The organism is Leucothrix pacifica (assembly GCF_003172875.1).
GTDB classification, from domain to species: Bacteria; Pseudomonadota; Gammaproteobacteria; order Thiotrichales; family Thiotrichaceae; genus Leucothrix; species Leucothrix pacifica.
In genome coordinates this window covers 1-12,189 of record NZ_QGKM01000069.1, presented here as the reverse complement: position 1 = coordinate 12,189, position 12,189 = coordinate 1, and the positions used below count along the sequence as shown (strand labels likewise).

Below are 12,189 nucleotides of genomic sequence, written 5' to 3'. Positions count from 1 at the left end.
ATGCAAAATTAATCCCCCACACCCCACTCAACCCCGTATAATTCCCCCATCAAAATTTCACACAAGGATTCACCTATGAGACCCAGCGGTCGCGCCAATGACGAAATGCGTCAGGTTACTTTCACACGAGATTTCACTTGCCACGCCGAGGGCTCGGTTCTGGTCGAGTTCGGCAACACCAAAGTAATCTGCACCGCCAGCATCGAGGAGAATGTTCCGGGCTGGATGCGCGGCAAAGGCAAAGGCTGGGTGACCGCAGAATACGGCATGCTGCCTCGCTCTACGCATTCACGCATGCGCCGTGAAGCCTCTGGTGGTAAGCAATCAGGCCGCACACAGGAAATCCAACGTCTGATCGGTCGCTCACTTCGTGCAGTAGTAGACATGGAAGCCTTAGGTGAGCGCCAAATCATGATCGATTGCGATGTGATTCAGGCAGATGGTGGCACACGCACAGCGTCAATTACCGGTGCTTATGTAGCGATGTACGATGCGGTTCAGAAGCTGATGAAAAAGCGTGGCCTCAAGCGTAATCCTATTCACGGTCAGTTGGCGTCTGTGTCAGTCGGTATTTATAATGGTGAACCAGTATTGGATCTGGATTATCCGGAAGATTCTAATGCCGAGACGGATATGAATGTGGTGATGAATTCCGGTGATCATTTCATCGAAGTTCAGGGCACGGCAGAAGGACACGCCTTTACACGCACCGAAATGAACAGCATGTTGGATTTGGCTGAAAAAGGCATTCGTGAGTTAATCGCCGCCCAATCAGCTGTATTAAATTTAGACTAACGTTTAACAAGGGTTTAGCAATGAAAGTGGTACTCGCCAGCGGCAATGCCGGAAAAGTTCGGGAATTTATGCAACTGCTATCAAGCGTTGGCATGGATGTTCGCCCGCAGTCAGAATTTGATGTGCCGGATGCTGATGAAACTGGCCTGACTTTTGTTGAGAATGCCATTTTAAAAGCGCGTAATGCGGCTAAGATTACCGGATTACCTGCGATTGCGGATGATTCAGGCATCGAAGTGGATGCACTGCAAGGCCAGCCGGGCATTTACTCGGCTCGCTACGCTGGCATCGGCGCAGGGGCTGCAGCATGTAATGAGAAACTACTCAAAGCACTGGAAGGCGTTCCGGAAGCTAAGCGCACGGCACGTTTCCGCTGCTGTATCGTGATGATGCAGCACGCGGATGACCCATCGCCTATTATTGCTGAAGGTGCTTGGGAAGGTCGCATTCTGGAGCAATTAACCGGCAGCGAAGGCTTCGGTTATGACCCTTTATTCTTTGTACCAACGCATAATATGGCCGCTGCAGAAATGGATTCTGCTGAGAAAAACAAAATCAGCCACCGTGGACAGGCACTCAACGCTTTACTGGAACGCTTATCATGAAACGATCTCCTTTAATGACCTTATGGCTGGGGCTTCGCTCCGTAGTATTTATGGCCGGTTTTTTTGTCGTAACAGGTGTCATAGGCATTATAGCTCCCCTACTCAGCCTGCTGGGTAAACCGCGCATGACGTATAAATTCCTGCAACAGTGGGGTAATATCAATTTATTCTGGTTGCGGGTCACTTGCGGCATTAAAGGTCAGGTGCGCGGTAAAGAGAATCTGGATCTTAGTACACCAACCATCGTGCTATCCAATCACCAGTCCACATGGGAAACCATGTACCTGTTAGCCAAAATGCCTGCAATGTCATGGGTGATTAAACAAGAACTGCTAAACCTGCCTTTATTTGGCTGGGGTATGCAGCAATCCAGCCCCATCGCCATCGACCGTAAAGCCGGCAGCTCTGCCATGAAGCAGATCCAAACCAACGGTAAAATACGTTTAGATGAAGGCAACTGGGTGTGCATCTTTCCGGAAGGCACGCGCGTTAGTCCAGACAAAAAAGTGCGTTTCAAACTCGGCGGTGCTAAGTTAGCAGTACACAGTGGTTATCCAGTACTACCTGTTGCACACAACGCCGGTGAATGCTGGCCACGTAACGGACTCATCAAAACACCCGGCACTATTACCGTCAGCATTGGTCCGCGCATCGAAGTCACCGGTAAAACCGCAGAACAAGTCAATGCCGAAGTAGAAGCATGGATAACTGAAGAACGTACAAAGCTACCACCCGTTCGTTAATTTAAAAATATATTGCAGCCAACACATAAGGCAGGTTTTTGGAGTTTACCTCAGCGAAGCTCTGTATCATTTAGCTTTAAAAACAATAATCAAACATAGCCTGTACAAGTAACACCATCGCGGCAAACACCCAAAGCAGGTCATTGGTGTTTACCGCCGAGAGTCGTTTCAAGCGCAGCTTGTGCGAGCAAGGCAAACACCAAAGGCCGGCACCAAAGAGGAAATCATGAAACCAGAAGAAATACGCTGTCAGAACGATTTACAACTCTATAACACACTTCTAAAGCACCGCGATGTCATCAAAGTCAACGAGATGATCGCGCGTCAGGAAGAGAAAGGCCCAACCGGTCTGCGTCGTCATTTATTGGCCACCTCGGTTAGCCTCAGCAAAGGCATGGCACCCAGCGTACACAAAATGGCGGATGAGTGTATCGAAACACTGGAAATGGATATTCCGCTGGAGCTATATGTTTTCCCTAGCCCACAGTTTAACGCGATGTGCTTTAAGCCTGAAGAAGGTCGTCTGCATGTGATGTTTTCCTCCAGTCTGCTGGAAGGTTTTAAAGATGACGAACTGAAATTCGTGATCGGTCATGAGCTGGGGCATCATGTTTATAAACACCACGACATTCCCATTGGCTACCTGCTAAAGGGTCAGCGACCAGCAAGTCCGCGTTTGGCGTTAGAGCTATTTGCATGGTCACGATATGCTGAGATTTCTGCGGATCGCGCCGGAGCACATTGCGCGCAGAATCTGGATGCGGTGGCTCGTGCCCTGTTCAAACTTGCCTCCGGTCTCACCAGTGACTTTGTCCAATTCGACTTAGATGACTTCCTCAAGCAAGTCAGTGAAATGCAAATAGTAGACGCAGAACCAGGACAAGGTGCACCCAAGCAAGATTGGTTCTCGACTCACCCGTTTAGCCCGATGCGTGTCAAAGCACTGGAGCTATTCGATCAGTCCGTGATGGCGAATGGCGATACTTCTAAAGATGATTTGGAAGTCGCGGTTCAGGGCGTAATGAGCCTGATGGAACCCAGCTATCTGGAAGGAAAAACCAAGACCGCAATCCATATGCGCCGCTTATTATTCGCTGCCAGCATTTGCGTGGCCAATGCCAGTGACGGGATTTCAGCTGAGGAAATCAAAACCTTTGAGGAGTTCTTTGGTAAAGGCGAGTTTGATAAAAACCTCAACGTTGAGCAGTTGAGCGCAACGCTGGACGATCGCATCAAAACCGCAAAAGAAATGGCTTCAGTGCCACAACGGATGCAGGTATTGCGAGATCTGTGTACTATGTCGCGCTCCAGCGGTCGCACGACCGAGCCAGAGCGTGATGTCATGAATGATATTGCGGATAAATTAGACGTGCCCCGCAGTTTTATATGTCAGTCGCTCGCGCAGGATGTCGAGCCAGATTAAGCGAATTACACCATGAATGCAGAGATCCAAGCCGTAGAATTAAACAGTAACGCCACAGTCAAACTGGATAAATCATCCGGAGAGTTTGTGAAGTTACAGAAACGTTTGCGCAAAGCCGCAGGCGAGGCCTCTGTTGACTTCAGCATGATTGAAGATGGCGACCGGATAATGGTGTGCCTGTCTGGTGGTGCGGACAGCTACACCATGTTGGATGTATTGCTGTATTTACAAAAAGTCGCCCCTATCAACTTCTCATTGATTGCGGTTAATCTGGACCAGAAACAACCGGGCTTTCCAGAGCATGTATTGCCGGAGTATCTGGACAAAATCGGTGTCGAGTATAAGATTTTAGAAGAAGATACCTACAGTATCGTGATAGATAAGGTTCCGGAAGGCAAAACGACCTGCGCTTTATGCTCGCGTTTACGGCGGGGAATTTTATACAAAGCGGCTCAGGACTTGGGCGCAACAAAAATCGCCCTCGGCCATCACCGTGAAGATATTCTGGAAACGCTGCTGCTGAATATGTTTTATGCCGGCAGCTTGAAGACGATGCCGCCCAAACTAGTGTCAGATGATGGTAAAAACATCGTGATTCGTCCGCTAGCCTACTGCAAAGAAGCGGATATCAAAGCGTATTCTGAGGCGATGGAATTCCCGATTATTCCTTGTAACTTGTGTGGCTCTCAACCCAATTTACAACGCCAGGCCATGAAAGCTTTGCTGAGCAAATGGGATCGTGATTATCCGGGGCGCTTAGCCAGCATGATGACTGCATTAGGCAACACCAGCCCATCACATCTTCTGGATCGTGAGCGCTATGATTTTGCGGCCATTCGTACTACTGACAAGCCAGTTAGCGATGGCGATACCCTGTTTGACACAGAAATCCCGCCAAACAGCTCCGCCTTATCACAAACTGTGATACCCATCTGGAAGAAATAAGCTATTATCATAGGCTGTCATTTAAACAGAGAGCAGCCTTATGTCAGACCTCTATCCCGCTATTCTTGAAAATCATCACTTCATGCTTAAGGTCGATGACATTCATGACCTGTATGTAGAGGAAAGCGGGAGCATTGATGGCGTTCCGGTTGTGTATCTGCATGGTGGCCCCGGCACAGGTAGCTCTGCCTACCAACGACGTTTTTTTGACCCTGAAAAATACCGCATTATTCTGTTTGATCAACGCGGTGCAGGTCGCTCCACACCTCATGCGGATATTCGTAATAACACCACGCAAGACCTGATTGCCGACATGGAAAAAGTGCGCGAAGCACTGAATATCAAGAATTGGGTAGTTAGCGGTGGCTCTTGGGGTTCTACACTTGCATTGGCTTATGCACAGGCACACCCTGAACGGGTCTCCGGCCTGATTGTCCGGGGTATTTTTCTGGGCACAAAAGCAGAGATTAACTGGTTTTATCAGGAAGGCGCTAATCGTTTCTTTCCGGAGTATTGGGAAGATTACCTCACTCCTATTCCAATGGCAGAGCGCAGTGATATGCTGACGGCGTATCATCGACGTCTGAACGGCGATAACGAAATCGCGCGCATGGGTGCTGCGAAGGCATGGTCAACATGGGAAGGCCGAACGCTAAGCCTACAGCCTTCACCGACCATGTTGGAGCAATTTTCTGACCCACACACGGCACTGAGTGTTGCCTGTATCGAATCGCATTATTTTGTGAATAACTGCTTCATGGAGGATAACCAAATCCTCAACAATGCGGATATTTTAAAGAATATTCCGGGCTATATCGTTCACGGTCGCTATGACATGATTTGTCAGTTACAACATGCTTATGACTTACACAAGGCGTGGCCCAATGCGGATTACTTCGTGGTACAAGCTGCCGGTCACACCGCCATGGAGCCCGGTATTATCAGCGCCTTAATCAAGGCAGGTAATGACATGTTGAGGAAACTAGCATGATTGGATTAATCCAGCGCGTACAAGCAGCGCAAGTTGAAATTGATGGTGAGTTGGTAGGAAAAATCAGTCAGGGCATTGTGTTACTACTTGGGGTGCAAAAAAAAGACAACGAAGCACTTAGCGATAAGTTGCTGCACAAAGTCATCAATTACCGGATTTTCGAAGATGATGACGGGAAGATGAATAATTCCCTGCTGGATATCGAGGGCGAGCTTTTAGTGGTGTCACAATTCACACTGCCCGCTAATACAAAGAAAGGTTTGCGGCCTAGCTTTGCCTCAGCCGCACCGCCGGAACTGGGTCAATCGATGTATGACTATTTTGTTGCACAGGCAGGACATAAGCTAGTCAAGCCCGTTCAAACTGGTGAGTTTGGAGCTGATATGCAGGTCAGTCTCATCAATGATGGGCCTGTGACATTTTGGCTAGAAGTCTAAACCAATGAAATAGCCCGAAGCCCATAACACTTCGGGTATTAAACGGGTTTAAGGACGGATATAAGAATAACCTTGCTCTTGTAGTTCCATAATGCGTGCGACACCTGCCTGAACCGTGCCAACGCCCTCGATTAGCTTAGGTGCCACACCCGTTTTTTTCTCAATAGTTTGCATGGTGTTGCCACAAGCACTGAATGCTACTTCCTGCAAAGACAAACTGCTTACACGATCCATGACAGAACTTTTCTCTGTCAGCATTCCCAAACCGGGACCATAAGCCACGATTTCTATATCAATATTATCAATGCCATAGTGCTTTTGCAGGTTCACTGCATTGTTCAGGGCAATGGTTTGAGTGCGTGGGTCATCTGTGCTGACCTGAATTACTAAACGGTGTCTGACTTCCTCAGCGTCTGAGTCATCTTTAGCATGTGAATCCGCGACACTGATCGAGTGAATCAGAAAAGCCAGCGCCAATGCAAACACACCTGCAGTCATATGTTTTATACTCAAAATAGATACTCCTTTCGAATTTATAGATATACATCTAAACTATTAATCAAAAAATAGCTAAGATAAATTGTACTTTACCTTCGTCCCCTTTAAAATCCAATCACTCTCACTGATAACGCGGTAACCCCCACTAAAGTGATATTGACGGTATCTCATTATTTATGGAAATAATGACGGGCGAAGGAAATCCAATTAAAACTAATTCTCTTACAAACATTGCATAGGCCAATTCATGAAAATATTCACTGGCACCTTGCTGTTCTCATTGACTGTGCTTCTGACAGGCAATGCTTACGCAGAGACCACCACAGCCTCTTCTGAAACAAAAGCAACCACTGAAGCCACAGCAGCAGCGACTAGCACCGAAGCCGCCATTTCTGAAGTAGTTGATGAGGCCGCTAAGCTTCTTCCAAAGAAAGCGCAAGAAGCGCCTGAAGCATCAGATAAACCCGAAGATACAGAAGACACCCCATCTGACACCGCTGAAAGCTCTGAAGACCATAAGATGGAAGGCCACGATAAAGCTGCAATGGACGATGAAAAGCCAGCAGAGGAAGAGCCTTCTGAAGAAATCAATTATGATGAGGAAGAAGAGCCAAACGAAGATAGCTGCGATTAACCCATTACAACCGTAGTACCGGGCGCTAGCCCATTTCTAATGAAATGTCTGGAGGACATCAATGAGACTAATAAAATCACTAATAGCACTGACTCTTACTTTAGGCCTTGGCACAGCGGCTTATGCCGACAGCCACGGTGGAAAGCCAGTTGGTATCACACCTGATCTAATGAGCGTTACGGTCAACCATAATGGTAAAGAGGTAGAGATTAAGCGTAACCAAGACAACGATGCAGTGGTGATTCCTGCCTTTGCTAAGACCTCACGCCCATGTCCACCATTCTGTATCCAGCCTATGGTTGTTGCACCAGGTGTTGAAACCATCGGTGAAGCGGAAGTGATCGATTACATCGCCAAGATGAGTGCTGGCGATAGCTCAATCTTCTTAGGTGACTCACGTACTCCTGACTGGGTAGCGAAAGGCACGATCCCTGGCGCAGTCAATGTGTCATGGACAAGTCTGGTACCTGCTAAAGGCGCGACTACTGAAGGCATCATTGACGTGATGGCTAAGAACTTCGGTGTAAAACTGATGGGCGAGACGGATGCAATGGATGTTGATGAAGCCATTACAGATGGTGATACCAGCAAAGTATTTGATTATTCCGGCGCTAAAACACTGGTACTGTTCTGTAATGGCATGTGGTGTGGACAATCTCCGGCAAGTATCAAAACACTGCTGAAGTACGGCTACCCTGCTGAGAAGATTAAGTACTTCCGTGGCGGTATGCAGACTTGGGAAATCTTAGGTCTTTCAACAGCCAAGCCATAATTGTTTTGATATAGGCTTCGGTTCAGGCCGTTGCGCATACTCCAATGTAAAAAGCCCCGTCCGGTTTAACTGTGACGGGGCTTTTTATTGGCTTCCAAGTCATCAGGAAGCTCTGCTTAATCAATCAATTAGAACAATCGCGGGAATACGCCATTCACAATAATCAATAATATATACAGACCAATCATCACGACCATGGGCGATAAATCCAGCATACCAACCGGTGGCATACGACGACGTACCGGCGTCACTAACGGACTCACCAGACTGTTGACCAATGGTGCTACCGGATTACCGTGCGAGCTGCCAATCCAGCTGATCACCGCCATCAGGATTAACGCAATAATGTAAACCCAAATCACTGAGCGAATCAGTTCGCCGACCGCTAACCAAATCAGAGACACAATGTTTGCACTGACACCGACAATAGCGGCAATCAACAATACTTTGATGATGATAAGTACAAATGCAACCGCCACCGCTGACGTATCCAGCTTACCAATCGATGGCACAAAACGTCTGACCGGAACCAGCACAGGATTAGTGATTTTCACCAAAAACTGTGACAACGGATTGTAAAAATCAGCGCGCGCATAGCCCAGCAAAAACCGGATGACGACTGCGGAGATATACAGAGACAGCAGCGTCTCTACCAAAAATAATCCGATTTGTTGAATGACCGACATAGTAAATTATCCTTATGATTTTTCGATTGCGGGCTTGTTGCCACTGAGTACTATTGAGCGCTGTGCCGCTGCTTTCAATGCCAGATCAAACGTATTCTCTAATCCTGACGCCTGAAGCTGATTAATCGCAGCCTCCGTTGTGCCACCCTTTGAAGTGACTTTTTTCCGGAGTTCAGCAGAGGAATCGTTACTCTCCAGCGCTAATTTAGCAGCGCCGAATGCCGTTTGCACCACCAGCAATCTTGCCTCTTCCTCACTCAGACCGAAACCTTCGGCTGAACGTTGCATGGCTTCCATTACTAAGAAGAAATAAGCCGGACCTGAGCCAGATACTGCCGTCACCGCATGCAGCATGTCTTCATCATCAAACCATAACACCATACCGACAGCACGCATCACACTCTCAGCTAAGCTGCGTTGCTCCTCGTCAACCCGAGTGTTGGCATATAAGCCACTCATACCGGATTGGACAAGTGCCGGTGTATTCGGCATGCAACGCACTATCGGTAGCAGTCCACCCAACCAGGTGTTTAAACTCGACTCGCTGACGCCCGCAGCGATAGACATAATCAGCGGTTTACGCTCCTGAATGTCTGACGCTAACGCTTCACAAACCATCTGCATGATTTGTGGTTTCACGGCCAGTACGACCAAATCAGCCTGGCTGACTGCCTGCGCATTATCAGTCGTGGTGATACAAGCTGGCCACTGGCCACGAATGATATCTAACTGCTCTTCACTCGGATCAGCAACGGTAATATCAACCGAAGCTCCGTCGTCAATCAGACCCGCAATTAAGCTACGCGCCATATTGCCAGCACCGATAAAGGTAATGTTTGTTCTGTTTTCTGTCGTCATGATATCCCTTAACTAAATATCTTAAGATTACGCGGTGGGGCGCTCGCCAAAAATGGCCGTACCAATTCTCACAATGGTTGCCCCCTCTGCAATCGCAGCATCCATATCGCCACTCATCCCCATCGATAAGGTGTCCAACTGATAACCCGTCGCGTTGAGACGAGCCATAGCGCCTGCCAGCAGGCGGAAGTTTTGCCGTTGTCGTGTAGTATCGTTGGTCGCCTCTGGTATCGCCATCAAGCCCCGTACTGTTATATTGGGTAGGTCAGAGACAGACTCAAGCAGCTCACCAAGTTCATCCAGACTCACCCCGGATTTACTGGTTTCGTTATTGACGTTTACTTGCAAGCAAACATTCAGTGGCGCTAACGTTTGTGGGCGCTGTTCGCTGAGTCGTCGTGCTATTTTCAAACGGTCCACGGTGTGTACCCAGCTTGCTACCTTGGCAACGTCTTTGGTTTTATTAGACTGTAGTGGACCGATAAAATGCCACGCTATATCCAGCGCTCCCAGCTGCTCAGCTTTTTCCAGCATTTCCTGAACATAGTTTTCACCAAAGGCTCGTTGATCACAGTCATAGGCCTCACGAATTGCGCTGGCTGGATGGCGCTTGCTGACAGCCAACAATGTCACGCTGGCTGCGTCTCGGCCAAAGCGTTGACAATCTCCGGCGATCTCCGTGCCAATTGTCTGAAGGTTATGCTGAATTTTGGACATTTATGATACGGTCAATTTTGTATTTAAATAATAATAAAAATCTAATCATGGATATTACACAACTGCTGGCCTTTTCGGTAAAGAATAACGCCTCTGACCTGCATATTTCCGCAGGGCAGCCACCGATTATTCGTGTGGATGGTGACATGCGTCGCGTCAACCTACCATCGCTGGAGCACAAAGATGTTCATAGCATGGTGTATGACATCATGAATGACAAACAACGCAAGGACTTTGAGGAAAAGTGGGAGACTGACTTTTCTTTCGAAATCCCCGGTGTCGCTCGCTTTCGTGTGAATGCCTTCAACCAAAACCGTGGTGCAGCAGCGGTATTTCGAACCATTCCCAGCAAGATACTCAGCCTGGAAGACCTGAACGCACCGGCGATTTTTAAAAAGATTACTGATAAACCGCGCGGTTTGGTACTGGTTACCGGCCCTACGGGTTCTGGAAAATCAACCACCCTTGCTGCCATGATTGATTATAAGAACAAGAATGATTACGGGCATATTCTGACGCTTGAAGATCCGATTGAATTTGTTCACGAGAGTAAAAAATGTCTGGTGAATCAGCGAGAAGTGCATCGCGACACAAAAAGTTTTGAGGCCTCTCTGCGCTCCGCGCTTCGTGAAGATCCCGATACCATCCTGGTTGGAGAATTGCGTGATCTGGAAACTATTCGCCTTGCGCTGACTGCAGCAGAAACCGGCCACTTGGTATTCGGCACACTACACACCACCAGCGCACCCAAGACCATTGACCGTATTGTTGATGTATTCCCGGCGGCTGAAAAAGACATGGTTCGCTCGATGATTTCAGAATCATTGCAGGCAATCATTTCACAAACGCTTTTGAAGAAGACTGGCGGCGGACGTGTGGCAGCCCATGAAATCCTGATTGGTACTCGTGCGATTCGCTCGATGATCCGTGAAAACAAGATCGCACAAATGAAGTCCACCCTGCAAACCAGTTCCGGGGAAGGTATGCAGACGCTGGATCAGTCATTACAAAAACTGATGTCACAGGGTTTGATCTCACGCGAGGTTGCCGCTTCTAAAGCAGACAGCGCCGCTTCTATTGCTTAATCACTCAAACATCAGCGAACAACAAGAATAAATACCCTCAAGGGGCAAGAATATGGATAAAGAAAGTGCTATGGCTTATGTGCACAACCTACTTCGTAGTGTGCTTAAGCAAAAGGGATCTGATCTCTTCGTAACAGCGGGGGCCTCTCCGAGCGTAAAAGTGAATGGCCAGATGAAACCATTATCCAACCAGCCACTCACCGAAGACCAGTCTCGTATGTTGGTTCGTTCTATTATGAACGACAAACAAATGCGTAACTTCGAAGAGCATTTGGAAGGAAACTTTTCTATCTCCCTACCCGGCTCTGATCGCTTCCGTGTCAACGCCTTTACACAGCGTGGTTGCTCCGGGATGGTGCTGCGACATATTCCCAGTGATATCCCAAGTCTGAAATCTCTACATATGCCACCGGTGCTTAAGGATATTTCCATGACCACCCGTGGCTTAGTGATTATGGTTGGTGCGACAGGTTCAGGTAAATCCACAACACTAGCATCGATGATTGATCTGCGTAATGAGGCAACCTATGGCCACATCATCACCATTGAAGATCCGATTGAATTTACTCACGATCACAAAAACTGCCTGATCACTCAGCGTGAGGTTGGTCTGGATACCGAAAACTACGAAATCGCCATGAAGAATACCCTACGTCAGGCGCCTGACGTGATTCTCCTGGGTGAGATTCGTGATCGTGAATCCATGGAATATGCAATTGCCTATGCTGAAACCGGTCATCTTTGTATGACCACGCTACACGCTAACAGCACCAACCAAGCTATTGACCGTATTATCAACTTCTTCCCTGAAGAGCGTCGTGAACAGCTGTTAATGGATTTATCGCTGAATCTGAAATCCATAATCTCTCAGCGCTTAACCCGCAAGAAAGATGGCAAAGGCCGCTTCCCAGCCGTAGAGGTGCTCATCAACACACCAATGATGGCAGACTTAATTCTGAAAGCCGACATATCAGGCATGAACCTAAAATCCTCAGTTGGG

General features: G+C 48.0%; 15 protein-coding genes. 11 read left to right on the top strand and 4 right to left on the bottom strand.

Annotated elements, in window-relative coordinates; genetic code table 11:
• Positions 1 to 75 precede the first annotated feature (75 nt).
• From rph to dtd, 7 genes are all read left to right on the top strand, one after another.
• Positions 76 to 795 (top strand): ribonuclease PH, encoded by a 720-nt coding sequence (rph, locus tag DKW60_RS18230; protein WP_109839097.1) that lies wholly within the window; start codon positions 76 to 78, stop codon positions 793 to 795.
• Positions 796 to 815: 20 nt separating this feature from the next.
• The gene (gene rdgB, locus DKW60_RS18225; RefSeq protein ID WP_109839096.1) at positions 816 to 1,400 is read left to right on the top strand and encodes an RdgB/HAM1 family non-canonical purine NTP pyrophosphatase; all 585 of its coding nucleotides are present in this window, start codon (positions 816 to 818) and stop codon (positions 1,398 to 1,400) included.
• Positions 1,397 to 2,143: a lysophospholipid acyltransferase family protein gene (locus DKW60_RS18220; protein WP_245929734.1), complete on the top strand. Its 747-nt coding sequence runs from the start codon at positions 1,397 to 1,399 to the stop codon at positions 2,141 to 2,143. Before rdgB ends, DKW60_RS18220 begins: the two co-directional genes overlap by 4 nt.
• Before the next feature lie 226 nt (positions 2,144 to 2,369).
• Complete coding sequence (locus DKW60_RS18215; protein ID WP_109839095.1) at positions 2,370 to 3,566, top strand: M48 family metallopeptidase; 1,197 nt, start codon at positions 2,370 to 2,372, stop codon at positions 3,564 to 3,566.
• Between the two features lie 12 nt (positions 3,567 to 3,578).
• Positions 3,579 to 4,511, top strand: a complete 933-nt coding sequence (gene ttcA, locus DKW60_RS18210) for a tRNA 2-thiocytidine(32) synthetase TtcA (protein WP_109839094.1) — start codon at positions 3,579 to 3,581, stop codon at positions 4,509 to 4,511.
• A 40-nt stretch (positions 4,512 to 4,551) separates the two neighbouring features.
• Positions 4,552 to 5,502, top strand: coding sequence for a prolyl aminopeptidase (gene pip / locus DKW60_RS18205; protein ID WP_109839093.1), 951 nt, complete (start codon positions 4,552 to 4,554; stop codon positions 5,500 to 5,502).
• Complete coding sequence (dtd, locus tag DKW60_RS18200; RefSeq protein ID WP_109839092.1) at positions 5,499 to 5,939, top strand: D-aminoacyl-tRNA deacylase; 441 nt, start codon at positions 5,499 to 5,501, stop codon at positions 5,937 to 5,939. The genes pip and dtd overlap by 4 nt, the downstream gene beginning before the upstream one ends.
• A gap of 48 nt (positions 5,940 to 5,987) precedes the next feature.
• Here the strand turns inward: dtd and DKW60_RS18195 are convergent, their stop codons facing one another.
• Positions 5,988 to 6,452 carry a DsrE family protein gene (locus tag DKW60_RS18195; RefSeq protein ID WP_245929733.1) on the bottom strand — a complete coding sequence of 155 codons (465 nt, stop codon included), beginning with the start codon at positions 6,450 to 6,452 and terminating at the stop codon, positions 5,988 to 5,990.
• Between the two features lie 232 nt (positions 6,453 to 6,684).
• Between DKW60_RS18195 and DKW60_RS18190 the strand changes: the two genes are divergently transcribed.
• Together DKW60_RS18190 and DKW60_RS18185 are read left to right on the top strand one after the other, a co-directional pair.
• On the top strand, positions 6,685 to 7,071 hold the full coding sequence (locus DKW60_RS18190) for a hypothetical protein (RefSeq protein ID WP_109839090.1): 387 nt from the start codon (positions 6,685 to 6,687) through the stop codon (positions 7,069 to 7,071).
• A 61-nt stretch (positions 7,072 to 7,132) separates the two neighbouring features.
• The gene (locus DKW60_RS18185) at positions 7,133 to 7,843 is read left to right on the top strand and encodes a rhodanese-like domain-containing protein (protein WP_109839089.1); all 711 of its coding nucleotides are present in this window, start codon (positions 7,133 to 7,135) and stop codon (positions 7,841 to 7,843) included.
• Between the two features lie 128 nt (positions 7,844 to 7,971).
• On the opposite strand, the gene DKW60_RS18180 is transcribed toward DKW60_RS18185, so the two are convergent.
• From DKW60_RS18180 to DKW60_RS18170, 3 genes are read right to left on the bottom strand one after another with little or no spacing between them, the layout of a single operon-like run.
• Positions 7,972 to 8,529 carry a YggT family protein gene (locus DKW60_RS18180; protein WP_109839088.1) on the bottom strand — a complete coding sequence of 186 codons (558 nt, stop codon included), beginning with the start codon at positions 8,527 to 8,529 and terminating at the stop codon, positions 7,972 to 7,974.
• A gap of 12 nt (positions 8,530 to 8,541) precedes the next feature.
• Positions 8,542 to 9,387 carry a pyrroline-5-carboxylate reductase gene (gene proC, locus DKW60_RS18175; RefSeq protein ID WP_109839087.1) on the bottom strand — a complete coding sequence of 282 codons (846 nt, stop codon included), beginning with the start codon at positions 9,385 to 9,387 and terminating at the stop codon, positions 8,542 to 8,544.
• Between the two features lie 27 nt (positions 9,388 to 9,414).
• Positions 9,415 to 10,104 (bottom strand): YggS family pyridoxal phosphate-dependent enzyme, encoded by a 690-nt coding sequence (locus tag DKW60_RS18170; protein WP_109839086.1) that lies wholly within the window; start codon positions 10,102 to 10,104, stop codon positions 9,415 to 9,417.
• Positions 10,105 to 10,151: 47 nt separating this feature from the next.
• Here DKW60_RS18170 and DKW60_RS18165 point away from each other — a divergent pair, with 47 nt between their 5' ends.
• A complete protein-coding gene (locus tag DKW60_RS18165; RefSeq protein WP_109839150.1) occupies positions 10,152 to 11,189 on the top strand; it encodes a type IV pilus twitching motility protein PilT in 1,038 nt (345 codons plus the stop codon).
• A gap of 52 nt (positions 11,190 to 11,241) precedes the next feature.
• Positions 11,242 to 12,189 (top strand): PilT/PilU family type 4a pilus ATPase (locus DKW60_RS18160; protein WP_181389780.1); only part of this gene is annotated, 948 nt, incomplete at its 3' end.

Coding starts and splice junctions, on each gene's coding strand:
- DKW60_RS18180 (WP_109839088.1), bottom strand. CDS start 8,529: ATGTCGGTCATTCAACAAATCGGATTATTTTTGGTAGAGACGCTGCTG.
- DKW60_RS18185 (WP_109839089.1), top strand. CDS start 7,133: ATGAGACTAATAAAATCACTAATAGCACTGACTCTTACTTTAGGCCTT.
- rph (WP_109839097.1), top strand. CDS start 76: ATGAGACCCAGCGGTCGCGCCAATGACGAAATGCGTCAGGTTACTTTC.
- DKW60_RS18220 (WP_245929734.1), top strand. CDS start 1,397: ATGAAACGATCTCCTTTAATGACCTTATGGCTGGGGCTTCGCTCCGTA.
- rdgB (WP_109839096.1), top strand. CDS start 816: ATGAAAGTGGTACTCGCCAGCGGCAATGCCGGAAAAGTTCGGGAATTT.
- DKW60_RS18170 (WP_109839086.1), bottom strand. CDS start 10,104: ATGTCCAAAATTCAGCATAACCTTCAGACAATTGGCACGGAGATCGCC.
- ttcA (WP_109839094.1), top strand. CDS start 3,579: ATGAATGCAGAGATCCAAGCCGTAGAATTAAACAGTAACGCCACAGTC.
- DKW60_RS18215 (WP_109839095.1), top strand. CDS start 2,370: ATGAAACCAGAAGAAATACGCTGTCAGAACGATTTACAACTCTATAAC.
- DKW60_RS18190 (WP_109839090.1), top strand. CDS start 6,685: ATGAAAATATTCACTGGCACCTTGCTGTTCTCATTGACTGTGCTTCTG.
- DKW60_RS18165 (WP_109839150.1), top strand. CDS start 10,152: ATGGATATTACACAACTGCTGGCCTTTTCGGTAAAGAATAACGCCTCT.
- dtd (WP_109839092.1), top strand. CDS start 5,499: ATGATTGGATTAATCCAGCGCGTACAAGCAGCGCAAGTTGAAATTGAT.
- pip (WP_109839093.1), top strand. CDS start 4,552: ATGTCAGACCTCTATCCCGCTATTCTTGAAAATCATCACTTCATGCTT.
- proC (WP_109839087.1), bottom strand. CDS start 9,387: ATGACGACAGAAAACAGAACAAACATTACCTTTATCGGTGCTGGCAAT.